Raw genomic sequence first — 23,626 nt, 5'->3', positions numbered from 1 at the left:
TTAGGATCGATGGCGGTTAGGTCTCGGGGGCGGGATTCGTGAGGAGAGTGTCCGGTTTTGCCCCCAGTAACGAAGGAACCTCGGTGCGTAGACGCCGGTTCCCGCCAAGGGTGCGGAAGCCGCGTGACCCCGGTCACTTCTGCCGGGCAAATCGGACACCATCTTTGTGCACGCGTTCACAAAGACATAGCCTGCTGTCGACGGGGCGGTCCGGGGACGTATGACCGCCCAGAGCCCCGCTCTACCCGCAGGAGCACCGTGGCAACTGGCCGAACACACCGACCGGCGACCCGTAGCCGAGGGATTCCCGAGGCCACCGTCGCCAGGCTTCCGCTGTACCTCCGAGCCCTGACGGCCCTGTCCGAGCGCTCGGTACCCACGGTCTCCTCCGAGGAGCTGGCCGCGGCGGCGGGGGTCAATTCCGCCAAGCTGCGCAAGGACTTCTCCTACCTGGGTTCCTACGGAACGCGCGGTGTCGGCTACGACGTGGAGTACCTCGTCTACCAGATCTCCCGCGAGCTCGGCCTGACCCAGGACTGGCCCGTCGTGATCGTCGGTATCGGTAACCTCGGCGCCGCTCTGGCCAATTACGGCGGGTTCGCCTCCCGCGGCTTCCGGGTGGCCGCGCTGATCGACGCCGACCCGGCCATGGCCGGGAAGCCCGTCGCCGGCATCCCCGTCCAGCACACGGACGAGCTCGAAAAGATCATCAAGGACAACGGGGTGTCCATCGGCGTCATCGCCACCCCCGCCGGTGCCGCCCAGCCCGTCTGCGACCGGCTCGTGGCCGCCGGGGTCACCTCCATCCTGAACTTCGCGCCGACCGTGCTGTCCGTCCCGGACGGGGTCGACGTGCGCAAGGTCGACCTCTCCATCGAGCTGCAGATCCTCGCGTTCCACGAGCAGCGCAAGGCCGGCGAGGAGACCGCGGCCGGTACCGGCGCCCTGCCCGCCGCCGCTCCCCGCGGCACGGCCGCCGCCGACGACTCCACCGACCAGGGACCCGACGGGGACGTACCCGCCGTGATGCCGGCATGAGCCTTCTCGTCGTCGGACTCAGCCACCGCAGTGCCCCGGTCAGCGTGCTGGAGCGGGCCGCGCTGGCCGCGGACGCCCAGACGAAGCTGCTGCAGGACACGGTCGCCGCCGAGCCCGCCACCGAGGCCGCGGTGCTCGCCACCTGCAACCGCATCGAGCTCTACGCCGACGTGGACAAGTTCCACGCCGGTGTCGCCGAGCTGTCCACCCTGCTCGCGCAGCACAGCGGCGTCGGCCTGGAGGAGCTCACCCCCTACCTCTACGTCCACTACGAGGACCGGGCCGCCCACCACCTGTTCTCGGTGGCCTGCGGGCTGGACTCGATGGTCGTCGGCGAGGGGCAGATCCTCGGCCAGATCAAGGACTCCCTGGCCCGGGCGCAGGACCTGCACACCGCCGGACGGCTGCTGAACGACCTGTTCCAGCAGGGCCTGCGGGTCGGCAAGCGCGCCCACTCCGAGACCGGGATCGACCGCGCCGGGCAGTCCCTGGTCACCTTCGGTCTGGAGCAGCTGGCCGTCGGCACGGACGTCGGCGTCTGGGCCCAGGGCAAGAAGGCGCTGGTCATCGGGGCCGGCTCGATGTCGTCGCTGGCCGCCGCCACGCTCGCGCGGGCCGGGGTCGCCGAGATCGTCGTCGCCAACCGCACGGTCGAGCGCGCCGAGCGGCTCGCCCAGATCCTCACCGAGGGCGACGACACCGCCGTGGCCGCCCGTGCGGTGCCCATGGACGCGGTGCCGGGTGAGCTGACACGTGCCGACGTGGTCGTCTCCTGTACCGGGGCGACGGGCCTGGTGCTCACGGCGGAGGCGGTCGCCCAGGCGGTCGAGGGCCGCACCGGGCAGCCCGCCGCCGAGCTCGCCGACACCGCCCCCGCGACCCCGCACGGCAAGGCCCTGCCTGCCGCCGGCGCCGACGAGAACTGCCCGCTGGACCTGGCCGCCGCGCAGCCCGGCTTCTCCGTCATGGGCGAGGCGGCCGTGGCCGGCCTGGACGCGGCCACCCTGGAGCAGCACGCGGCCTGGGTCGCCGGCGCCACCGTGGACCGCCGGGAACGCCGTACGCCCGAGGCGGACGCCGAACTGATCACCGCGCTCGCCGCGACCGCCGCCACCGTCGGCCGCATCCCCGAGCGCCGCAGGCCCGAACCGGCCGCGGGGATCCCGCGTCCGGCGCCCTCCTTCTTCCTCCTCGACCTGGCCATGCCCCGCGACATCGACGCGGCCGTGCACCGGCTGGCCGGGGTGCGCCTGGTGGACATCGAGTCGCTGGCCGAGGCGTCGGCGGACGCGCCGATGGCGACCGACGTGGACCTGGTCCGGCGTATCGTCTCCGACGAGGTCGCGGCCTTCGGGGCGGCCCAGCGGGCGGCGCACATCACGCCGACCGTGGTCGCGCTGCGCACCATGGCCGCCGACGTCGTCGCCGGTGAGATCGCACGGCTCGACGGCCGCCTGCCCGACCTGGACGAACGCCAGCGCGGGGAGATCCGGCAGGCCGTGCACCGCGTCGTCGACAAACTGCTGCACGCGCCGACCGTACGGATCAAGCAGCTCGCGGCCGAGCCCGGCGGCGCCGGGTACGCGGACGCGCTGCGCACCTTGTTCGACCTCGACCCCGAGACGGTCGCCTCCGTCTCCCGGGCCGTGGACAGCACAGACAAGAAGGACCGACCGGCATGACTGACAAGGCACTGAGACTGGGGACGAGGCGCAGCAAGCTCGCCATGGCCCAGTCCGGGCAGGTGGCGGAGGCCGTCCGCCGGGTGACCGGCCGGCCCGTCGAGCTGGTCGAGATCACCACCTACGGCGATGTCTCCCGCGAGGCGCTGGCGCAGATCGGCGGCACGGGCGTCTTCGTCACGGCGCTGCGCGACGCGCTGGTCAGGGGCGAGGTCGACTTCGCGGTTCATTCGCTCAAGGACCTCCCGACCGCCCAGCCCGCGGAACTCGCCCTGGCCGCCGTGCCGGTGCGCGAGGACCCGCGGGACGTGATCGTCGCCCGGGACGCGCTCAAGTTCACCGACCTGCCGCGGGGCGCCCGCATCGGCACGGGTTCACCGCGCCGGATGGCGCAGCTGAACGCGTACGCCCGCGCGCACGCGCTGGACATCGAGACGGTCGCGATCCGCGGCAACGTGGACACCCGCATCCGGTACGTCCGCGACGGCGAACTGGACGCGGTCGTGCTGGCCGCCGCCGGACTGAACCGGATAGGCCGGATCGACGAGGTGACCGACTTCCTGTCGGTCGACACGGTTTTGCCCGCCCCCGGCCAGGGGGCACTGGCGATCGAGTGTGCCGCGGACAACGCGGACCTGATCGCGGCGCTCGGCGAGCTCGACGACCCGTTCACCCGGGTCGCCGTGACCGCCGAACGGTCCCTGCTCGCCGCCCTCGAGGCCGGCTGCAGCGCCCCTGTGGGCGCGCTGGCCGACCTTCTGACCGACGGGCAGATTGTCAAGGAAATGCGCCTGCGCGGCGCCGTCGGCACGACCGACGGCACCCGCACGGTGCAGCTGTCCACCACCGGTTCCGTGCCCCAGACGCATGAGCAGGCGATGGCACTCGGTCGCGAACTCGCCACCGAGATGCTCGCCCAGGGCGCGGCCGGTCTGATGGGGGAGCGAGCACAGTGAGCCCCACCACCCTTCCCGCCGGCCTCGAACACGGGCACGTCACCTTCCTCGGTGCCGGACCCGGGGATCCGGGACTGCTGACTCTGCGCGCCGTGGAGGCGCTGTCGAACGCGGACGTCCTGGTCGCCGAGCACGAGGTGCTCGACGTCATCCGGACGCACGCCCGGCAGGGCGTCTCCGTCGTGACGACGGACGCCGACCCCTCCTCGGTCTCGCCGCCGGGCACGGGCACGCCGCAGCTCACGGTCGTTGACGGCACGTCAACCACCGCCGCTGCCCCGGCCCCTGCCCGGGATGCCGCTCATCTTGTCATGGAGGCCGCGCGGGGCGGCAGGCGGGTCGTCCGTGCGGTGTCCGGGGACCCGGGTCTTGATACGTACGCGGCCGAGGAAATGCTCGCCTGCGTCGCCGCCGGTGTGCCCTTCGAGGTCGTGCCCGGTGTGGCCGCCGCGGTCGGCGTGCCCGCGTACGCCGGTGTGCCGCTGCGCGACGCGCAGGGTGCGGACGTCCGGTTCGTGGACGCCCGTACCGCCTCCGACCGCTGCTGGACGGAGGTGGGCGCCTCGGACGGCACGGTGGTCGTCTCGACGACGCTGGACTCCGTGGCCGCCGCGGCCGGCGAGCTGGTCTCGGCGGGCCGCAAGCCGGACACCCCGCTGACGGTCACGGTCGCCGGTACGACGACCCGCCAGCGCACCTGGACGGCGACGCTCGGCACGATCGCGCAGACGCTGAAGCAGGCGAAGGTGCTGCCGTCGCCGGACGGCGGCCGGCCGGTGATAGCCGTGGTCGGCGAGCGTTCCGCCGCCGCCCAGCGCGACCAGCTGTCGTGGTTCGAGTCCAAGCCGCTGTTCGGCTGGAAGGTGCTCGTGCCGCGCACGAAGGAGCAGGCGGCGTCGCTCTCCGACCAGCTGCGGTCCTACGGCGCCGTGCCGCACGAGGTCCCGACGATCGCGGTGGAGCCGCCGCGCACCCCCCAGCAGATGGAGCGGGCGGTCAAGGGCCTGGTCACGGGGCGCTACGAGTGGATCGCCTTCACGTCGGTCAACGCGGTGAAGGCGGTCCGGGAGAAGTTCGAGGAGTACGGCCTTGACGCTCGGGCTTTTGCGGGTATCAAGGTGGCTGCGGTCGGTGAGCAGACGGCCAAGGCGCTGATCGCCTTCGGCGTGAAGCCGGACCTGGTGCCGAGCGGGGAGCAGTCCGCCGCGGGTCTGCTGGAGGACTGGCCGCCGTACGACCCGGTCTTCGACCCGATCGACCGTGTCTTCCTGCCGCGTGCCGACATCGCCACCGAGACCCTGGTGGCCGGCCTGATCGAGCTGGGCTGGGAGGTCGACGACGTGACCGCCTACCGGACGGTCCGCGCGTCGCCGCCCCCGGCGGACACCCGCGAGGCGATCAAGGGCGGCGGCTTCGACGCGGTCCTCTTCACGTCCTCGTCCACGGTCCGGAACCTGGTCGGCATCGCGGGCAAGCCGCACAACGTGACGGTGATCGCCTGCATCGGCCCGGCCACCGCCAAGACCGCCGAGGAGCACGGCCTGCGGGTGGACGTGATGGCCCCCGAGCCGTCCGTGCACAAGCTGGCGGAGGCGCTGGCCGACTTCGGCAGGAAGCGCCGTGCTGCCGCACTGGAGGCGGGCGACCCGGTGACCCGGCCCAGCGAGCGCCGGCCGGGAGCGCGCAGGCGGCGGTCGACGACGTGAGCGCCGGGCGGCCGTGAGGCCCTGAGGCGATGAGGAGGCGGGACGTGTCGTGCAGGCGCGTCCCGCCTTTCGCCGTCCGCCCCCGGCGCCTCCCGGGGCGGGTTGTGTGCATGCCATGATCGGGCGCATGAGCGAGTACGCCGGGTACGCGGAGATCGTCTACTGGCGGCGGAGCCTGTGGAACGGGGCGCGTTGCGTGCCCGTGGTGCTGAGCCTGTTCCCCGGTGAGCTGCGGGCCGAGGACCGGGACGGGCAGGTCGTCGTCCAGGGCGATCCCCGGGAGGTCGAGGGCCGGCTCACCCGGCTCGGGACCCTGCTGATCACCGTCCGCGGGAAGCGGTACGCCCTGGTCGGGCGGGGCGGTGGCATGTCTCCGGTGCCGAGTCCCGAGCAGCGGGCCGCGGTGAGCGCCTTCGGGGCCTCGTCGCCCGCGGCCGGGGGAGCGGTCGACCAGGTCCTCAACGCCGGTGCCGGGGCGCGGATGCGCGCCTGGCACGCCCGGCTCGGCGGGGCCGGCGCCCGGCTGTGGTGAGCCGCCCCGCGGCGGCCGTGCGCCGACGCCGCGTCGGCAAAGGCGCACCCCGCGCGGGCGTAGCGTAGAGGGCATGACGAAGTACGGATCCTTCCCCGGTACGCGACCCCGGCGGCTGCGGACCTCGCCCGTCATGCGGCGGATGGTCGCCGAGACACGGCTGCACCCCGCCGACTTCATCCTTCCGGCGTTCGTCCGGGAGGGCGTCTCCGAGCCGGTGCCGATCTCGGCGATGCCCGGTGTCGTGCAGCACACCCGGGACAGCCTGAAGAAGGCCGCGCTGGAGGCCGTGGAGGCCGGGGTCTCCGGGATCATGCTGTTCGGTGTGCCGGAGGAGTCGAAGAAGGACGCCCAGGGCACCGTCGGTACCGACCCGGACGGGATCCTCCAGGTGGCGCTGCGCGACGTGCGGGCCGAGGTCGGCGACGACCTGCTCGTCATGTCGGACCTGTGCCTCGACGAGTTCACCGACCACGGGCACTGCGGGGTGCTGGACGCCGAGGGCCGCGTCGACAACGACGCCACCCTGGAGCGGTACGCCGAGATGGCCCAGGTGCAGGCCGACGCCGGAGCCCATGTCGTGGGCCCCAGCGGGATGATGGACGGTCAGATCGGCGTCGTCCGCGACGCGCTCGACCAGATCGGCCGCGAGGACGTGGCGATCCTCGCCTACACCGCGAAGTACTCCTCCGCCTTCTACGGCCCCTTCCGCGAGGCCGTCGGGTCCTCGCTCCAGGGCGACCGCAAGACCTACCAGCAGGACCCGGCGAACTGGCGCGAGTCGCTGCGGGAGCTGGAGCTGGACCTCGTCGAGGGCGCCGACATGGTCATGGTCAAGCCGGCCGGACCGTACCTGGACATCCTCGCCCGGGTCGCGGACGCCGTGGACGTGCCGGTCGCCGCCTACCAGATCTCCGGCGAGTACTCGATGATCGAGGCCGCCGCCGAGAAGGGCTGGCTGGAACGGGACCGGGCCATCTTCGAGACCCTGACCGGCATCAAGCGGGCCGGGGCGCGGAACATCCTCACCTACTGGGCCACCGAGGCGGCCCAGAAGCTGCGCACTTTCACCGGCTGAGGGCGTCCTCCCTGTTCTGCTGCCAGTAGGTCACCTGCGGCGAGCTGTCGCAGTGGACGCCCTTCGCGGGCAGGGACGGCGTCGCCGCGGGACCGCCGTCGCTGTCCGGGGTGCGGCCCTGGAAGGCCACGCCGCCGGCTTCCCCTCTTGGTACGGCGCGTACGCATGCCGGTTCCTCTTCCAGGCAGTTGGGGGCACGCGGGCCGCTCGACCGGTCGCCGGGATCGGGTTGGGGCGAGGAGGGGACGACCGAGCACTGAGCGGCCGTACGGCGGTGTCCGGATCCCGGAATTATCGGTGTATTCGACATGCAACTCCCTATGCTCCGGACGGAGACGATCCACCGAGCCGAGGAGAGCCGCGCCATGACCGTCACCGAGCCGGCACCGCCCACCGCGCCCGTCCCGCCGCTCGCCGAGCGCGCCCGCAGTGTGGGCGGCTCGCCCGTGCGGGACATCCTCGCGGTCACCGCGCGCCCCGAGGTCATCAACTTCGCCGGCGGCCTCCCGGCACCGGAACTCTTCGACCGGGAGGGCATAGCCGCCGCGTTCCGGGACGTGCTGGCCGAGACCCCGGCCCGGGCGCTGCAGTACTCCACCACCGAGGGCGAGCCGGCGCTCCGGGCCGCGCTGGCCTCCCGGATCACCGCCCAGGGACTGCCGACCGCGGCCGACGACCTGCTGATCACCACCGGGTCCCAGCAGGCCCTGTCCCTGCTGGCGACCGCGTTGCTCGAACCCGGCGACACCGTCCTGGTCGAAGACCCCTGCTATCTCGCGGCACTTCAGGTCTTCGGGCTGGCCGGAGCCCGGGTCGTGGCCGTGCCCGGCGACGAGGACGGGGTGGATCCCGAGGCCCTGGCGCGGGCCGTCCGCCGCGAGCGCCCGAAGCTCCTCTACCTCGTGCCCACCTTCCAGAACCCCACCGGCCGGACGATGCCTGCGCGGCGCCGCGAGGCGATCGCCGCCGTGGCCGCCCGGCAGGGCGTGTGGATCGTCGAGGACGACCCCTACGGCGAACTCCGCTACGACGGCGAGCGCGTCCCCTGGATCGCGTCGTTCCCCGGCGCCGGTGACCGGAGCGTCCTGCTCGGTTCGTTCTCCAAGGTGATGGCCCCCGGCCTGCGCCTGGGCTGGCTGCGCGCGCCCGCCGTGCTGCGCCGGGCGTGCGCGGTCGCCAAGCAGGCGGCCGACCTGCACACACCCACCCTCAACCAGCTCGCCGCCGCCCGCTACCTGGGTGTGCTCGACGCCCATGTGGAGCGGGTGCGGGCCGCGTACGGAGCCCGCCGGGACGCCATGCTGACGGGTCTTCCCGGCGCCCTGCCGACCGGCTCGCGCTGGAGCCGGCCCGAGGGCGGCATGTTCCTCTGGGCACGCCTGCCGGAGGCCTACGACACGGTCGACCTGCTGCCGCGGGTGGTGGAGCAGAACGTCGCCTACGTCCCAGGCGCGCCCTTCTACGCCGGGGAACCCGACCGCTCCACGCTCCGGCTCTGCTTCGTCACCCAGACGCCGGAGGAGATAGCGGAGGGGCTGCGCAGGCTGGGCCGGGGTCTCAGCGGCTGAGCGCGCGGGCGGGCGTCAGTCCCACCAGAAGGTCCAGGTGTGGCTGCCGACGAGGTCCTTGGCGTAGGCGCGCAGCGGAGCCGGCCCGTCCTCCGGAGCGGTGTCCGGGCAGAACGCGAAGTGCTCCGCCGCCACGGCCTCGGCGGCCTCCTGGGTGGTCGGCGGAGCGGCGACCGAGACGATCAGGGTGTCCGGACCGAGGGCCACGACCCGTATGCCGAACCGGTCCTCCCAGGAACGCAGCACCGCGCAGAGACGGGCCACGTCCGCCTCGTAGTTCACCGGGCCGGTCCAGCCGACGGCCGCCGGGATGTCGGCGGACCGGCGCGCGGGGACCAGGGCGAGGTGCGCCTCCTCGATCTCGGCGTCCCGGCCGCTCTTCAGTGCGTCGGCGACCTGCGCGGCGCGGGTGTCAGGGTCGGCGGAGAGGGCGCCGGCCGGTGCCAGACCGGGCCACTGCCGCCCGAAGGGGGCGAGGTCCTCGGCGGCTTCGTCGTAGGCCGCCTCCTCCTCCCAGTACTCCGCGAGGACGTCCTCGGCGTCGTGGTCGCCCGGGTAGGACGTCTCGCCGGGCAGGAACACCCAGTCCTGGAGGCTGCCGGACGAATCGCTCAGGTCCACCAGCACCGGCAGCAGGCCGATGCGGGACGCCGGGGCGCCGAGGGCCTTCCAGGTCCCCGGCGCGGCCGGCTTCTCCGCATACCACAGCAGCGGTTCGTGCCACGGCCCGTCGTGGGCCAGGTCGAACAGCCTGCCGGGCGGCAGTTGCAGCCCCAGGGAACGCCCGCTGGGGTCGGTGGCCAGCCGGGGCAGCGGGTTGGGAAGAGTCGCCATGCCGCTGACTGTAAACGCCCCCACTGACAACGCCGTTGGCGCCCACCGGGACAGCCCCCCGGGATGCCGTGGCGGTGTGCTCCACGGCCCCCGGAAGGCCCGCGCGTCAGAGCTTCTCGGGGGTCCTGATGCCCAGCAGGGCCATGCCCCGGTGCAGGGTGCGGGCGGTGAGGTCGACCAGGAAGAGGCGGTTCTCCACCTGCTCCGCGGTGTCGGCCTTCAGGACCGGGCACTGGTCGTAGAAGGTCGTGAGCAGCGACGCCAGCTGGTACAGGTACGCGGCCAGCTTGTGCGGCTCGTAGTCCGCCGCGACCTCCAGGACCGTCTCCGCGAACTGGTCCAGGTGCAGGCCGAGCGCGCGCTCCGCTGGGGCCAGTTCCAGCTCCGGGTGGGCGGCCGGACGTGCCTCGCCCGCCTTGCGCAGGATGGACTGGACCCGGGCGTACGCGTACTGGAGGTAGACGGACGTGTCGCCGTTCAGCGAGACCATCTGGTCCAGGTCGAACTTGTAGTCCCGGACCGCGGAGGTCGACAGGTCCGCGTACTTCACCGCGCCGATACCGACGTAGCGGCCGTTCTCGGTGATCTCCTGCTCCGTCAGACCGACTTTCTCGGCCTTCTCGCGGACGACGGCGGTGGCCCGCTCGACGGCCTCGTCCAGCAGGTCCTGGAGCTTGACCGTCTCACCGGCGCGCGTCTTGAACGGCTTGCCGTCCTTGCCGAGGACCGTGCCGAAGGCCAGCTGGTGCGCCTTGACGTCGTCGTTCAGCCAGCCGGCCCGGCGGGCGGTCTCGAAGACCATCTTGAAGTGCAGGGCCTGGCGGGCGTCCACCACGTACAGCAGCGTGCTCGCCTTCAGGTTGAAGACGCGGTCGCGGATCGCGGACAGGTCCGTGGCCGCGTAGCCGTAGCCGCCGTCCGACTTCTGCACGATCAGCGGCACCGGCTTGCCGTCGGGGCCCTTGACGTCCTCGAAGAACACGCACAGCGCGCCCTCGGAGCGGACGGCGACACCCGACTCCTCCAGCATCCGGCAGGTGTCGGCCAGCATGTCGTTGTAACCGGACTCGCCGACGATGTCGGGGTCCTGGATCTCCATGTCCAGCTTCTCGAAGACGGAGAAGAAGTAGATCTTCGACTCGTCCACGAACTTCTGCCACATGGCGAGCGTCTGCGGGTCGCCGGCCTGGAGGTCCACCACCCGGCGGCGGGCGCGCGTCTTGAACTCCTCGTCGGAGTCGAACTTCCCCCGCGCGGCCTTGTAGAGGCGGTCGAGGTTCGACATCGCCTCCTCGCCGGTCACCTGGGCGTCCTTGTGGTCCAGCTCGTGCGGGTGCTCGTCCAGGTACTGGATGAGCATGCCGAACTGGGTGCCCCAGTCGCCGATGTGGTGGCGGCGCACCACGTTCTCGCCGGTGAACTCCAGCAGCTGCACCACCGCGTCGCCGATCACCGCCGACCGCAGGTGGCCGACGTGCATCTCCTTGGCCACGTTCGGCTGCGCGTAGTCGATCACCGTCGTGCCGGGGTGCCCGGCGTACGGCACCCCGAGGCGGCCGGTCTCGTCCGCGTACCGCGCGGCGAGGTTCTCGGTGATCGCCCTGTCCGCGATCGTGATGTTCAGGAAGCCGGGGCCGGAGACCTCGACGTCCTTGATCACGTCACCCGCCACCACCTGGGAGACGACCTGGGTCGCCAGCTCCCTGGGGTTGGCCTTCGCCTTCTTGGCCAGCGCCAGGATGCCGTTGGCCTGGAAGTCGGCCCGGTCGCTTCGTCGCAGCAGCGGGTCCGCGCCGGCGGCCTCCGGCAGGGTGGCCGAGAGGGCGGACGCGAGGTGCTGCTGGACGGAATCGCTGAGGGACGTGACCGAGGCCATAGGAATGGGTGCCGTTCTCCTCGTGGGGTGGATAGACCCGGTCAGTATCCCACGGCGGGTAAAGCCGTTTTCGCTGGCGCAAGCCGGTCTGTGAGAATGGAGTGTCACCCCGTTCAGAAAGAAGGACGTGCCGATCGTGGCTCAGAGCACCGAGACCACCGACTGGGTCTCCCGTTTCGCGGATGAGGTCATCGAGGAGTCGGAGCGTCGGGCCCCGGGCAAACCGGTCGTCGTCGCGTCCGGCCTCTCCCCGTCCGGGCCCATCCACCTCGGCAACCTGCGCGAGGTCATGACCCCGCACCTGGTCGCCGACGAGATCCGCCGCCGCGGCCACCAGGTCCGGCACCTCATCTCCTGGGACGACTACGACCGGTACCGCAAGGTCCCGGCCGGTGTCGCGGGCATCGACGACTCCTGGGCCGAGCACATCGGCAAGCCGCTGACCTCGGTGCCGGCGCCCGAGGGCTCCGCGTACCCGAACTGGGCCGAGCACTTCAAGGCCGTGATGGTGCGGGCGCTCGCCGAGCTGGGCGTCGAGTTCGACGGGATCAGCCAGACCGAGCAGTACACCTCGGGCGTCTACCGCGAGCAGGTCCTGCACGCCATGCGGCACCGCGGCGACATCGACGCGATCCTCGCGCAGTACCGCACGAAGAAGGCCCCGAAGAAGCAGCAGCAGAAGGCCGTGGACGAGGCCGAGCTGGAGGCCGAGGAGGGCTCGGGCGCCGCGGCCGAGGACGACGGCAGCTCCGGCTCCGCCGGGTACTTCCCGTACAAGCCGTACTGCGGCGGCTGCGGCAAGGACCTGACCACGGTCACCTCGTACGACGACGAGACCACCGAGCTGGCGTACACCTGCTCCGCGTGCGGCTTCGCGGAGACCGTCCGGCTCAGCGAGTTCAACCGCGGCAAGCTGGTCTGGAAGGTCGACTGGCCGATGCGGTGGGCGTACGAGGGCGTGATCTTCGAGCCGAGCGGGGTCGACCACTCCTCGCCCGGTTCCTCGTTCCAGGTCGGCGGCCAGATCGTCGGCATCTTCGGCGGCAAGCAGCCGATCGGCCCGATGTACGCCTTCGTCGGCATCTCCGGCATGGCGAAGATGTCGTCCTCGCGCGGTGGCGTGCCCACCCCGGCGGACGCGCTCACGATCATGGAGCCGCAGATCCTGCGGTGGCTGTACGCGCGCCGGCGGCCCAACCAGTCCTTCAAGATCGCCTTCGACCAGGAGATCCAGCGGCTCTACGACGAGTGGGACAAGCTCGCGGCCAAGGTCGCCGACGGTTCCGCCCTGCCGGGTGACGTGGCCGCGTACACCCGCGCCGTCGGCACCGCCGCCGGTGAGCTGCCGAAGACGTCGCGTCCGCTGCCGTACCGCACGCTCGCGTCCGTCGCCGACATCACCGCCGGGCACGAGGACCAGGCCCTGCGCATCCTCTCCGAGCTGGACCCGGAGCAGCCGCTCGGCTCCCTGGACGAGGCACGGCCGCGCTACGACCGCGCCGAGGCCTGGATCAACACGCACGTCCCCGCCGACCAGCGGACCATCGTGCGCGACGAGCCCGACGCCGAGCTGCTGAAGTCCCTCGACGAGGCGTCCCAGCAGTCCCTGCGGCTGCTGCTCGACGGGCTCGCCGAGCACTGGTCGCTGGACGGGCTCACCCACCTGGTCTACGGCGTGCCGAAGGTGCAGGCCGGCTTCCCGGCCGACGCCACGCCCAAGGAGCTGCCGCCGGAGATCAAGACGGCCCAGCGGACCTTCTTCGCCCTGCTCTACCACCTGCTGGTGGGACGGGACACCGGGCCGCGGCTGCCCACGCTGCTGCTGGCGGTCGGGCAGGACCGGGTGCGCAAGCTGCTGGGGCAGTAGGCGCACGGCAGACGGCAGACAGAAGGGGCCCTCCACCACGGAGGGCCCCTTCCGTCCGTCCTTCTGTCTGTCGCGTCGCCCGTGTCCTGCCTCCCCGTCCGGAAGCACGGCCTCAGGCGATGTGGTCCTCCTGGAGTTCCGCGGTGTGGCGGTTGGTGAAGCGGTTGACCATCCGTTCGGCCTCGCCCTTCGGCAGCACCCCGCCGAAGGTCGCCTCGACGTCGTCCTTGAACTGGGCGGCGGTCGGATAGCTGCCGTCGATCGACTTGCGGAAGACCAGGTAGAAGTCCTCCTCGGTCGGCTCCGGCTCCGGCGTGCCGCCGCCCTCGCCGAGCTCCCGGGTGCGGTGGGCGGTCACCGGGATCGGGAAGCTGCCGGTCTCCTCCGGGGAGGGCTGCTGGAACCGCTCCGGAACCTGCTCCTCGTACCAGTCCTCGTACTGCTCCTCGGGCTCGTACATCGCCTCGGGGGGCGGTTCGTAGGCGGGGTCGTAGCCGCCGTGGTACTCGATCTCGCGCTGGGACTGGAACCACGGGCTCTGCTCGTCCACCGGCGGCTCGGGGCGCTGCTGACCGGGAGCCCCCGCCTGCCGCGGGATCGGCACGCCCGCGCCGGCACGGGCGCCCGCGCCCGTGGGGCCGTCCACGGCCGCCGAGGCCGCGTCGGACGCCACGAGCTGCGGCTGCCGCGTGACCACCGGCAGCACCGCCGGTTCGATGCCCGCCGCCGCCAGGCCGCCGGGGCCGTCTCCGCCAGCGGGACGCCGTAGCGGGCCAGGCGCAGCGGCATCAGCGACTCCACCGGAGCCTTGCGGCGCCAGGCGCGGCCGAAGCGGGAGCGCAGCCGCGCCTGGTAGACGAGACGCTCCTGCTCCAGCTTGATCACCTGGTCGTAGGAGCGCAGCTCCCACAGCTTCATGCGGCGCCACAGGAGGAAGGTGGGGACCGGCGAGAGCAGCCAGCGGGTGATGCGGACGCCCTCCATGTGCTTGTCGGCCGTGATGTCCGCGATCCGGCCGATGGCGTGGCGGGCCGCCTCGACGGCGACCACGAAGAGCACCGGGATCACCGCGTGCATGCCCACGCCCAGCGGGTCCGGCCAGGCGGCGGCTCCGTTGAAGGCGATCGTCGCCGCCGTCAGGAGCCAGGCCGTCTGGCGCAGGAGCGGGAACGGGATGCGGATCCAGGTCAGGAGCAGGTCGAGGGCGAGGAGGACGCAGATGCCCGCGTCGATGCCGATCGGGAACACATACGAGAAGTTCCCGAAGCCCTTCTTGATGGCCAGCTCACGGACGGCCGCGTACGAACCGGCGAAGCCGATACCGGCGATGATCAACGCACCGGACACGACAACGCCGATGAGAACGCGGTGCATCCGAGTCAGCTGTGGCGCTGCCACTCGTACTCCCCTCCCATTGCGTGTTGTTGCGCGCAACAGAGTGGCACACGTGTGCGGCGAACGTGGTGCCGGTCAGCCCTTACGGGCCCTCCGCTCAGTTCTTCGCGGCGGACGACTTGGACGGGGACGCGCCGCCGGACGGCGCCTTGGACGCGGACTTCGACGGCGACGCCGACGCGGACCCGGACGCCGCCTTGGAGGGGGACGCCGAGCCCTTCGAGTCCGAACTCTGCCCGGAACCTTCACCGTTGGCCTTCGAGACGGACGCGACCGCCTCCCGGAGCGCCTTCTCCGCGGCCTTCGTCAGGTCACCGGCGTCCGGGGTCTTCTCGCCGGCGAGACCGGCGCCGTTGTAGTCCAGGGTGACGACGACGTTCTCGACCCGGGCCACGACCGTCTGCTGCTTGAAGAGGCCTTCCTTCTTCTTCAGGTCGTAGCGCACCGTCGTCGCCTCCGCGCCCGTGCCGGACAGGGGGGTGGCCTTGGCGTTCTTCGCGCCGTCCACGTCCTGGGCGTCCCGGAGCTGCCGGGTGTAGTACGTGTGCGCCTGCGCGTCGCCGGAGCCCCGGGCGGTGTCGGAGTCGAAGCGGAGCAGGGAGACGTTCAGCCAGCGGAACTGGGAGCCCTTGACGCCGTTGTTGTCCAGGCTGCTCCAGGCGCAGGAGGCGCGGGCCGACGGATCGTCCGTATTGCCCTTCTTGGCCGAGTCCGAGCCTTTCGGTACCAGATCGCCCAGGGTCTTCTTCGTCAGCACCGCGCACGCGTCCGGCAGCTTCTTGTAGGCCGCGGCCTCGACCGTCGGGGAGGCGCTGGCGGACGGCTTCGCGGAGCCGCCCGCGGACTGCTGGGCGGACGCCTCGTCGCCCTTGGCCTTGGAGTCGCCCGAGTCCGAGGAGCAGGCGGCGGTGATCAGGACCGCGGGGACGGCTGCCGCGCAGACAAGAGCACGGCGAAGGCGCTTGGCTCGCTGGTCAGTCTGGACACGGACGTCTCGCTGGGCTGCTCGCTGCATGGTTCCTTCACTCGTGACGCTCGGTGTTCGTGCGGGTTCCTGCGGGGCCCCACGGTACGCGGTGAAGGAGCTGTGCGGTGGGCGTCCGACTGCCGCGCAGGCGGGCCGGGGTGGGTCCGCGAAGGCCGTCAACCGCCCAGTTCGTCGTCCAGTTGGGAGGCCAGCTCAAGGGCTCTGTCCTGCATTTCCTTGCTCTCGGGGACCGTTCCGGTGGCGGTCGGCTGCTCCTCGTACTGGATGGTGACGACGACGTTGGACGTGCGGAACACCACAGTCACCGTCCGCTGTCCGGCCGTCGAGCCGGACGGCTTGAGCCGGTCGTCGAGGTACCCCTGGTCGCCGAGATCGGTCAGGACGCGCGGCTGCAGGTCGTCCGGGGTGGCGCCGGCGGCGGACCCGGAGGCCCCGGACGCCGGGGCGGAGGGGGACCCGACGACGGGCTCGCCCCGCCGCTCCGGGAGGCCGTGGGCGTCGGGGTGCCGGCCGGGGACTGCGTCGTCGCCGAGCCGCTGCTCTGCTCGGGCAGGTCGGCGGCCGTCTCCTTCTCCTGGTACAGCGTCTTCGCCTGATCCGCGTCGCTGACCGAGTTGTCGTACGACACCACCCGCTCGAAGTCGACCGACAGGTGGTCGGTGGCGTCGGCCGACTCCACCTTCCAGCCGCACCCGACCTTGCGGTTGGTGTCGTAGGTGAGCGTGGCCTGGCCCTGGTAGGCCTTGTCGCGCTGGGAGGGGTCGGTGATCTGCTTGATGCCGGGCAGCAGCGCGTCGAGCCCGTCGTGGTCGATCGAGCCGCAGGGCTCGGGCAGACTGCGGTACTTGCCCGGCTGGGCCGTTACCGTCGCCGTGCCGGCGTCGCCCGGGTTGGCGTCGTCCGTGGGGCTCTCGTCCCCGGAGCCGCTCGTGCAGCCGGCCAGCAGCACCGCGAGAAGAGCGGCGGTGCCGGGTAGGTACGCCTTGCGCTGCACGGTCGGGCTCCTCTCGACGGTGTGCGACACGGCGGCGGCCGGTCGCTCGGTGCTCAGTGTCCCCGCTGGTTATTCGCTTGCCGCGGCGGGGCGCCCCCTGGAGACAATGTGTATCGCACGCACCGCAGTGGACGCCGGTCTCCTGTCCCTTTCCTGGACCTTGGCGCCGCTTTTGCGTTTTGTTGCTTCTAAGCCTTTTGTTGTCTTTGCCGGGGGAATGAGGAACGTATGTCGTACGTGGAGATGCCGGGCGCGAAGGTCCCGATCCGGATGTGGACGGACCCCGCGACGGTCGAGGACGTGGCCCTGCGCCAGCTCCAGAACGTGGCGACCCTGCCGTGGATCAAGGGTCTGGCCGTGATGCCGGACGTCCACTACGGCAAGGGCGCGACGGTCGGGTCGGTCATCGCGATGCAGGGCGCCGTGTGCCCGGCCGCGGTGGGCGTGGACATCGGCTGCGGGATGTCGGCGGTGCGCACGTCGCTGACGGCGAACGACCTTCCGGGCGACCTGTCCCGGCTGCGGTCGAAGATCGAGCAGGCGATCCCGGTGGGGCGGGGGATGCATGAGGATCCCACCGACCCCGGGCAGTTCCACGGGCTGGCGACCGCCGGGTGGGACGACTTCTGGAAGCGGTTCGACGGGATCGCCGATGCGGTCAAGTTCCGTCAGGAACGTGCCACGAAGCAGATGGGAACGCTCGGATCGGGCAACCACTTCGTCGAGGTGTGCACCGACACGGACGGCGCCGTGTGGCTGATGCTCCACTCCGGCTCCCGCAACATCGGCAAGGAACTCGCCGAGCACCACATCGGCGTGGCCCAGAAGCTCCCGCACAACCAGGGCCTGGTCGACCGCGACCTCGCCGTCTTCGTCGCGGACACCCCGCAGATGGCGGCCTACCGCAACGACCTGTTCTGGGCGCAGGAGTACGCCAAGTACAACCGCACGCTCATGATGGCGCTCCTGAAGGACGTCGTCCGCAAGGAGTTCAAGAAGGCGAAGCCCACCTTCGAGCCGGAGATCTCCTGCCACCACAACTACGTGGCGGAGGAGCGGTACGAGGGCATGGACCTGCTCGTGACCCGCAAGGGCGCGATCCGGGCCGGCTCCGGGGACTACGGGATCATCCCGGGCTCCATGGGCACGGGTTCGTACATCGTGAAGGGCCTCGGTAACGAGCGGTCCTTCAACTCGGCCTCGCACGGCGCCGGTCGGCGGATGAGCCGCAACGCGGCCAAGCGGCGCTTCTCGACGAAGGACCTGGAGGACCAGACCCGGGGCGTGGAGTGCCGCAAGGACTCCGGCGTCGTGGACGAGATCCCGGGCGCGTACAAGTCCATCGACCAGGTCATCGACCAGCAGCGGGACCTGGTCGAGGTGGTGGCCAAGCTGAAGCAGGTCGTCTGCGTCAAGGGCTGACGAAGTTGCCCACCAGGAAGGCCCCCGGCCGGTGCCGGGGGCCTTTCCCGTGCGGCTCTGGGCTCACTTCGCGTGGCGCACGGCGTAGATCATGACGAAGGCCACGAAGTGGATGCCGAACAGGAAGTAGGCGAGGAAGTACCAGACCTGGCGTTCGTCCTTCGTCTCCTGGGCCAGGCGGCGCTTCTCGAAGGAGTCCTCGTCCACCGTCACCGCTCCCGGTGGACCTTGGTGTTGGAGGCCTGGGCGCGCGGGCGCAGGACCAGGAGGTCGACGTTGACGTGGCTGGGACGGGTGACCGCCCAGGTGATCGTCTCGGCGACGTCGTCCGCGGTGAGGGGCTCGGCGACGCCCTCGTAGACCTTCGCCGCCCTCTCCTCGTCGCCGCCGAAGCGGGTGAGGGCGAACTCGTCCGTCCTGACCATGCCGGGGGCGATCTCGACGACCCGGACCGGGCGGCCGACGATCTCCAGGCGGAGGGTCTCGGCGAGGACGTGCGCCCCGTGCTTGGCGGCCACGTAGCCGCCGCCGCCCTCGTAGGTGCCGTGGCCGGCGGTGGAGGAGACCACGACGACGACGCCGTCGCCGCTCGCGTCCAGCTTGGGGAGCAGGGCCTGGGTGAGGTTCAGGGTGCCGAGGACGTTCGTCTCGTACATCGTGCGCCAGTCGGCCGGGTCGCCGGTGGCCACCGGGTCCGCGCCGAGCGCGCCGCCCGCGTTGTTGACCAGGACACCGATCGTCTTGAAGGCGCCGGCGAACTCGTCCACGGCCGCGCGGTCCGTGACGTCCAGCTGGTAGGCGACCGCCGAGTGCCCGGCCCGGGTCAGCTCCTCGGCCAGGGCTTCGATGCGGTCCTTGCGGCGCGCGGTGAGCACGACGCGGTAGCCGGCCTCGGCGAGCTGCCGGGCCGTGGCGGCACCGATGCCGCTGCTCGCACCGGTGACGACGGCGATGCGGGAGGCGGCGGACGGGGCGGCGGTGGCCATGAGCTGCTCCTGGGAGAGGGGAATCGTCGGTGGTCGGCGCTTTCGTCCAGCCTAGGCGAGCCTCAGCCGCCGTTCCTCGGCGCCCACATGATCACGGCCATGCCGGCGAGGCAGATCAGCGCACCGGTGATGTCCCAGCGGTCGGGGCGGAAGCCGTCGGCGATCACGCCCCACAGGATCGAGCCCGCCACGAAGATCCCGCCGTAAGCGGCGAGGATCCGGCCGAAGTGGGCGTCCGGCTGGAAGGTGGCGACGAAGCCGTACGCGCCGAGGGACAGCACGCCCCCGGCGATCCACAGCCAGCCGCGGTGCTCGCGGACGCCCTGCCAGACCAGCCAGGCGCCGCCGATCTCGAACAGCGCGGCGACGACGAACAGGGCGGCGGAGCGGAGGATCGGCATGGCGGCAGCTTCGCACGCGGGGAGCGTGTCACCTGTTGGAGGGCGCCTGGTGTGCCGCCCGCGTGGCATACATCCGTACGGCGGCCGGAGCGGCGGCCCGCGGTGGTGAGGAGTGGTGAGGCATGCGGATGCGGACGTGGGTGGCGGCCGGGGTGTGCGCGGGCGCCGTCCTGACCCAGGGGAGCGCGGTGGCCGCTCCCGTGCCGGAGGCCGACCTGTCCTTCCACGGGACGGTGGTGATGAACGGGGATCAGGTGGAGGTGCGGCTGACCCCGCGCAACGACGGGCCCGGGGCGATCACGGACGCCACGGTGCGGCTGCGCTGGTCGGTGCCGCTGGTGGACCCGCAGTCGCTGCCCGCCCGGTGCCTGCGGGAGGACGAGCGGACGGTGCTGTGCGCGACCGGGGCGCTGGCCGCCGAGGCGACCGGGGACCAGCTGCGCGTGCCGGTACGGCTGCGTGAGCTGCCGCCGGAGGTGGAGGTGCGGCTGGAGACCGCGTGGAGCGGGGACGTGGTGGACAAGGACCGGTCGAACGACAGCCTGACGGTGCTCGTGCTGGCCACGGGGGACACGTACGCGTTCTGAGCCCGCGGGTCAGGCGGGGTTCTGCTCGTCGTAGCGTTCGCGGGCCGTGCGGACCTCGTCGAAGTGGGTCTCGGCCCATTCCTTCACGGCGCTCAGCAGGGCGGCCAGGCCGGCGCCGAGCGGGGTCAGCTCGTAGTCGACGCGGACCGGCACGGACGGGGTGACCGTGCGGGTGATGATGCCGTCCCGCTCGAGGGCGCGCAGGGTCTGCGTGGGCATCTTGGGGCTGACGCCGGCGATCCGGCGGCCGAGGTCGCTGTAGCGCATGGGGCCGGGGGCCAGGGCGGCGACCACGAGGCCGACCCACTTGTCGCTGAGCCGGCCGAGCAGCTGGTTGGTGGGGCAGTCGCGCAGGAAGGCGTCGTAGTCGGCGCGGGCCTGCTCACGCCGCTGGGCGGCGGTCATGGTCGCCATGGGGCTCTCCTCCGGGTCACCAACGCACTCTCAGGTAACTACTTACCCATGGATAGTAGCTCTCCTACGGTTGGTGCTGCGGCCGGGAAACCGGCCGTGGTTCGGACAACCGGCTTCTTCCTGAGGAGAGTTGACATGCGTGCTGCTGTGGTGAGGACGTTCGGCGGCCCGGAGGCGGCGGAGATCGTCGAGGTCGCGACGCCGGAGCCGGCGGCGGGCCAGGTGCGGATCAAGGTGGCGGCCGGTGCGGTGAACCCGGTGGACCTGGCGGTGCGCGCCGGTCTGTTCGGTGGCCCGGAAGCGGCGATAGGGCTCGGCTGGGACGTCGCCGGGACGGTGGACGCGGTGGGTGACGGCGCGGCCTGGCGGGTCGGCGACGAGGTGGTCGCGCTGGTGCCGGGAGTGGCCGATCCGCTCGGTGCGCACGCCGAGTACGCGGTGGTGGCCGCGGACGCGGTGGCCGGGGCCCCGGCCTCGGTGGACGCGGTGCACGCGGGCACCCTGCCGCTGAACGCGCTGACCGCGGCGCAGGCCCTGGACCTGCTGGATCTCGCGCCGGGGGCGAAGCTGCTGGTGACCGGTGCCGCGGGTGCGGTGGGCGGGTTCGCGGTGCAGCTCGCCGCGCGCCGGGGGATCGAGGTGACCGGGCACGCCCGGCCGCGTGACGAGGAGCTGGTGCGCTCGTTCGGTGCCGCGCACTTCACCTCCGGTGGTGTCGAGCCTGGTGGCGCGGACGCGGTGCTGGACGCGGCGGTGCTCGGCGCGGCGGCGCTGGAGTACGTGCGGGACGGGGGCGTGTACGTCGGCGTCCGCCCCGGCACCCAGCCCGCTCCGGTGCGCGGGGTGCGGACCGACGCCGTCCAGGTGCGCGCGGACGGCGCCCGGCTCGCGGAACTGGTCCGGCTGGTGGACGAGGGGGTGCTGACCCTGCGGGTGGCGGAGACCTACGCCCTGGCCGACACGGCCAAGGCCCACGCCCGCCTGGCCGAGGGCGGTCTGCGCGGCCGGGTGGTGCTGCTGCCCTGAGCCGACGGCGGCTCGGTCGGAAACCGTCCGGTTCGAGGCGGGGCCCGGGGGCGGTGACCGGCGAGACGGAGAGCGGCCGCGCGGGCCCGGCCGGTACGTGAAGGCGCTTTAGGGCGCTGCCGGGCCGACGCGGTGGCGGCGGCGGGTGCCTGCCGCGGCGGCTCGGTGCAGCGGGGCGAGGGGCCGGCCGCCCGAGGGGCCGGGCGCGCCGGGTCCTGCGGGGTGCGGACGGGCCGGCGTCTGGAGCGGCGGGCCCGCTGTGAGTGGAGCGGGCGGGTGGCGCGGCGGTGGCGGGGGAGCGGCCGGCTGCCTGAGGGGGGCGGGGTGCGGCCACCCCTGCGAGGTATGGGGCCGCCAGGGAGACGGGGTCCGGCGTCCGGGAGGGGCGGGAGTGGCCGCGTGCGGGATGAGCGGTTCCCGGTGGGGTGCCGGGGTCGAGGGGTCGGAATATCCGGGAGCGGGTGGTCGTTGGGCGGGATATAGTTGAACTGTAAACAACTTGGAGGGTGAGCGACCATGCAGTTCGGGATCTTCACGGTCGGCGACGTCACGCCGGATCCGACCACCGGGCGTACGCCGACCGAGCGCGAGCGGATCAAGGCCATGGTCGCCATCGCGCTCAAGGCCGAGGAGGTCGGCCTGGACGTCTTCGCGACCGGTGAGCACCACAACCCGCCGTTCGTGCCGTCCTCGCCGACCACGATGCTCGGCTACATAGCGGCGCGGACGGAGCGGCTGATCCTGTCCACGTCCACCACGCTGATCACCACCAACGACCCGGTGAAGATCGCGGAGGACTACGCGATGCTCCAGCACCTGGCCGACGGGCGCGTCGACCTGATGATGGGCCGCGGCAACACCGGGCCGGTCTACCCCTGGTTCGGCAAGGACATCCGGGACGGCATCAACCTCGCCGTCGAGAACTACGCCCTGCTGCGCCGCCTCTGGAACGAGGACGTCGTGGACTGGGAGGGCAAGTTCCGCACGCCGCTCCAGGGCTTCACCTCGACGCCCCGCCCGATGGACGACGTGGCGCCGTTCGTCTGGCACGGCTCCATCCGGTCCCCGGAGATCGCCGAGCAGGCCGCGTACTACGGCGACGGCTTCTTCCACAACAACATCTTCTGGCCCGCCGACCACACCAAGCGGATGGTCGAGTTCTACCGCAAGCGGTACGCCCACTACGGGCACGGAACGCCCGAGCAGGCGATCGTCGGCCTCGGCGGTCAGGTGTTCATGCGCAGGAATTCCCAGGACGCCGTGCGCGAGTTCCGCCCGTACTTCGACAACGCGCCGGTGTACGGCCACGGACCCTCGCTGGAGGACTTCACCGAGCAGACCCCGCTGACCGTCGGTTCGCCGCAGCAGGTGATCGAGCGGACCCTGTCGTTCCGCGAGTATGCCGGCGACTACCAGCGCCAGCTGTTCCTGATGGACCACGCGGGACTGCCGCTGAAGACCGTGCTGGAGCAGCTCGACATGCTCGGCGAGGAGGTCGTGCCCGTGCTGCGCGAGGAGTTCGCCAAGGGGCGCCCGGCCGACGTGCCCGAGGCGCCGACCCACCAGTCCCTGCTCGCCGCGAAGGAGGCGACCGCCGTATGAAGCTCGTAGTCGTCTCGGCGGGACTGAGCGTCCCGTCCTCCACCCGGCTGCTGGCCGACCGGCTGGCCGCCGCGGTGGACCGGCGGACACCGGTGGAGACCGAGGTGGTCGAGCTGCGTGACCTCGCCGTCGAGATCGCGCACAACTTCACCAACGGGTTCGCCGGGAAGGCCCTCGCCGCAGCCCAGGACGCGGTGGCGGGCGCCGACGGGCTGATCGTCGTCACACCGGTGTTCAGCGCGTCGTACAGCGGGTTGTTCAAGTCGTTCTTCGACGTGCTGGACAAGGACGCGCTGGCCGGCAAGCCGGTGCTGATCGCCGCCACCGGCGGTACGGGCCGGCACTCGCTGGTGCTGGAGCACGCGCTGCGGCCGCTGTTCGCGTACCTGCGGGCCGTGGTCGTGCCGACCGGGGTCTACGCGGCCTCCGAGGACTGGGGTGCGGAGGGGCTGGCCGAGCGGATCGAGCGGGCGGCGGACGAGCTGGCCGCCCTGCTGCCGCTGTCCGCGGCCCGGAGCGAGCCCGAGGTCGTGCCCTTCGCCGAGCAGCTCGCCGCGCTGGAGCGCTGATCACCCCCGCCCACCCGTGGTGGCCGCCACGGGTGGGGAGGAGGACGGCAGGCGCGCGCTGCGGGGCGGGGCCGTGACGGTGAGAGGGCGGTAAAAAGGGTGATC

General features: G+C 72.1%; 21 protein-coding genes and 2 pseudogenes. 13 read left to right on the top strand and 10 right to left on the bottom strand.

Annotated elements, in window-relative coordinates; genetic code table 11:
• Window positions 1-258: 258 nt before the first annotated feature.
• From N8I86_RS17875 to hemB, 6 genes are all read left to right on the top strand, one after another.
• Window positions 259-1,038 carry a redox-sensing transcriptional repressor Rex gene (locus tag N8I86_RS17875; protein ID WP_073901791.1) on the top strand — a complete coding sequence of 260 codons (780 nt, stop codon included), beginning with the start codon at window positions 259-261 and terminating at the stop codon, window positions 1,036-1,038.
• Window positions 1,035-2,720, top strand: a complete 1,686-nt coding sequence (locus N8I86_RS17870) for a glutamyl-tRNA reductase (RefSeq protein WP_073901792.1) — start codon at window positions 1,035-1,037, stop codon at window positions 2,718-2,720. Before N8I86_RS17875 ends, N8I86_RS17870 begins: the two co-directional genes overlap by 4 nt.
• Entirely contained in the window at window positions 2,717-3,676 is a 960-nt protein-coding gene (gene hemC, locus N8I86_RS17865) for a hydroxymethylbilane synthase (protein WP_263278210.1), read from the top strand. Before N8I86_RS17870 ends, hemC begins: the two co-directional genes overlap by 4 nt.
• Entirely contained in the window at window positions 3,673-5,382 is a 1,710-nt protein-coding gene (locus N8I86_RS17860; RefSeq protein WP_073901794.1) for a bifunctional uroporphyrinogen-III C-methyltransferase/uroporphyrinogen-III synthase, read from the top strand. The genes hemC and N8I86_RS17860 overlap by 4 nt, the downstream gene beginning before the upstream one ends.
• Before the next feature lie 127 nt (window positions 5,383-5,509).
• Window positions 5,510-5,914, top strand: coding sequence for a hypothetical protein (locus tag N8I86_RS17855; protein ID WP_073901795.1), 405 nt, complete (start codon window positions 5,510-5,512; stop codon window positions 5,912-5,914).
• 73 nt (window positions 5,915-5,987) lie between these two features.
• A complete protein-coding gene (hemB, locus tag N8I86_RS17850; protein WP_263278209.1) occupies window positions 5,988-6,992 on the top strand; it encodes a porphobilinogen synthase in 1,005 nt (334 codons plus the stop codon).
• Here the strand turns inward: hemB and N8I86_RS17845 are convergent.
• Window positions 6,982-7,122: a hypothetical protein gene (locus N8I86_RS17845; RefSeq protein WP_263278208.1), complete on the bottom strand. Its 141-nt coding sequence runs from the start codon at window positions 7,120-7,122 to the stop codon at window positions 6,982-6,984. The two genes, hemB and N8I86_RS17845, sit on opposite strands and share 11 nt — an antisense overlap.
• A gap of 235 nt (window positions 7,123-7,357) precedes the next feature.
• Between N8I86_RS17845 and N8I86_RS17840 the strand changes: the two genes are divergently transcribed.
• Window positions 7,358-8,560 (top strand): aminotransferase-like domain-containing protein, encoded by a 1,203-nt coding sequence (locus tag N8I86_RS17840; RefSeq protein ID WP_263278207.1) that lies wholly within the window; start codon window positions 7,358-7,360, stop codon window positions 8,558-8,560.
• Window positions 8,561-8,575: 15 nt separating this feature from the next.
• On the opposite strand, the gene N8I86_RS17835 is transcribed toward N8I86_RS17840, so the two are convergent.
• Window positions 8,576-9,394, bottom strand: coding sequence for a DUF4253 domain-containing protein (locus N8I86_RS17835; protein ID WP_073901797.1), 819 nt, complete (start codon window positions 9,392-9,394; stop codon window positions 8,576-8,578).
• 106 nt (window positions 9,395-9,500) lie between these two features.
• Window positions 9,501-11,270: an arginine--tRNA ligase gene (gene argS / locus N8I86_RS17830; RefSeq protein WP_073901798.1), complete on the bottom strand. Its 1,770-nt coding sequence runs from the start codon at window positions 11,268-11,270 to the stop codon at window positions 9,501-9,503.
• A 127-nt stretch (window positions 11,271-11,397) separates the two neighbouring features.
• Here argS and lysS point away from each other — a divergent pair, with 127 nt between their 5' ends.
• Complete coding sequence (gene lysS / locus N8I86_RS17825) at window positions 11,398-13,137, top strand: lysine--tRNA ligase (RefSeq protein WP_073901799.1); 1,740 nt, start codon at window positions 11,398-11,400, stop codon at window positions 13,135-13,137.
• Window positions 13,138-13,249: 112 nt separating this feature from the next.
• Here the strand turns inward: lysS and N8I86_RS17820 are convergent.
• The 3 genes and pseudogenes from N8I86_RS17820 to N8I86_RS17810 form a co-directional block, all read right to left on the bottom strand.
• Window positions 13,250-14,511: pseudogene (locus N8I86_RS17820) on the bottom strand (DUF2637 domain-containing protein).
• Window positions 14,512-14,629: 118 nt separating this feature from the next.
• Complete coding sequence (locus tag N8I86_RS17815; protein ID WP_107423875.1) at window positions 14,630-15,547, bottom strand: DUF3558 family protein; 918 nt, start codon at window positions 15,545-15,547, stop codon at window positions 14,630-14,632.
• 128 nt (window positions 15,548-15,675) lie between these two features.
• Window positions 15,676-16,514: pseudogene (locus N8I86_RS17810) on the bottom strand (DUF3558 domain-containing protein).
• A 228-nt stretch (window positions 16,515-16,742) separates the two neighbouring features.
• Between N8I86_RS17810 and N8I86_RS17805 the strand changes: the two are divergent.
• Complete coding sequence (locus N8I86_RS17805) at window positions 16,743-17,936, top strand: RtcB family protein (RefSeq protein ID WP_073901802.1); 1,194 nt, start codon at window positions 16,743-16,745, stop codon at window positions 17,934-17,936.
• Window positions 17,937-17,999: 63 nt separating this feature from the next.
• On the opposite strand, the gene N8I86_RS17800 is transcribed toward N8I86_RS17805, so the two are convergent.
• The 3 genes from N8I86_RS17800 to N8I86_RS17790 all read right to left on the bottom strand — a co-directional run bounded on the left by N8I86_RS17800 (window position 18,000) and on the right by N8I86_RS17790 (window position 19,323).
• The gene (locus N8I86_RS17800) at window positions 18,000-18,149 is read right to left on the bottom strand and encodes a hypothetical protein (RefSeq protein ID WP_185091331.1); all 150 of its coding nucleotides are present in this window, start codon (window positions 18,147-18,149) and stop codon (window positions 18,000-18,002) included.
• Complete coding sequence (locus N8I86_RS17795) at window positions 18,146-18,922, bottom strand: SDR family NAD(P)-dependent oxidoreductase (protein WP_123437529.1); 777 nt, start codon at window positions 18,920-18,922, stop codon at window positions 18,146-18,148. The genes N8I86_RS17800 and N8I86_RS17795 overlap by 4 nt, the downstream gene beginning before the upstream one ends.
• Window positions 18,923-18,984: 62 nt before the next feature.
• Entirely contained in the window at window positions 18,985-19,323 is a 339-nt protein-coding gene (locus tag N8I86_RS17790) for a YnfA family protein (protein WP_073901804.1), read from the bottom strand.
• A gap of 122 nt (window positions 19,324-19,445) precedes the next feature.
• Between N8I86_RS17790 and N8I86_RS17785 the strand changes: the two genes are divergently transcribed.
• Complete coding sequence (locus N8I86_RS17785; RefSeq protein WP_263278206.1) at window positions 19,446-19,910, top strand: hypothetical protein; 465 nt, start codon at window positions 19,446-19,448, stop codon at window positions 19,908-19,910.
• A gap of 9 nt (window positions 19,911-19,919) precedes the next feature.
• On the opposite strand, the gene N8I86_RS17780 is transcribed toward N8I86_RS17785, so the two are convergent.
• Window positions 19,920-20,324 (bottom strand): winged helix-turn-helix transcriptional regulator, encoded by a 405-nt coding sequence (locus tag N8I86_RS17780; RefSeq protein WP_263278205.1) that lies wholly within the window; start codon window positions 20,322-20,324, stop codon window positions 19,920-19,922.
• A gap of 135 nt (window positions 20,325-20,459) precedes the next feature.
• Here N8I86_RS17780 and N8I86_RS17775 point away from each other — a divergent pair, with 135 nt between their 5' ends.
• The 3 genes from N8I86_RS17775 to N8I86_RS17765 all read left to right on the top strand — a co-directional run bounded on the left by N8I86_RS17775 (window position 20,460) and on the right by N8I86_RS17765 (window position 23,521).
• Window positions 20,460-21,350, top strand: coding sequence for an NADP-dependent oxidoreductase (locus N8I86_RS17775; protein ID WP_263278204.1), 891 nt, complete (start codon window positions 20,460-20,462; stop codon window positions 21,348-21,350).
• A 516-nt stretch (window positions 21,351-21,866) separates the two neighbouring features.
• Complete coding sequence (locus tag N8I86_RS17770; protein ID WP_073901808.1) at window positions 21,867-22,952, top strand: LLM class flavin-dependent oxidoreductase; 1,086 nt, start codon at window positions 21,867-21,869, stop codon at window positions 22,950-22,952.
• Window positions 22,949-23,521, top strand: coding sequence for a CE1759 family FMN reductase (locus N8I86_RS17765; RefSeq protein WP_073901809.1), 573 nt, complete (start codon window positions 22,949-22,951; stop codon window positions 23,519-23,521). The genes N8I86_RS17770 and N8I86_RS17765 overlap by 4 nt, the downstream gene beginning before the upstream one ends.
• Window positions 23,522-23,626: the final 105 nt, after the last annotated feature.

The organism is Streptomyces albidicamelliae (assembly GCF_025642175.1).
In the GTDB taxonomy this organism is placed as follows: Bacteria; Actinomycetota; Actinomycetes; order Streptomycetales; family Streptomycetaceae; genus Streptomyces; species Streptomyces albidocamelliae.
The sequence above is the reverse complement of the archived record's forward strand: the minus strand, read 5'-3'. Positions and strand labels throughout refer to the sequence as shown.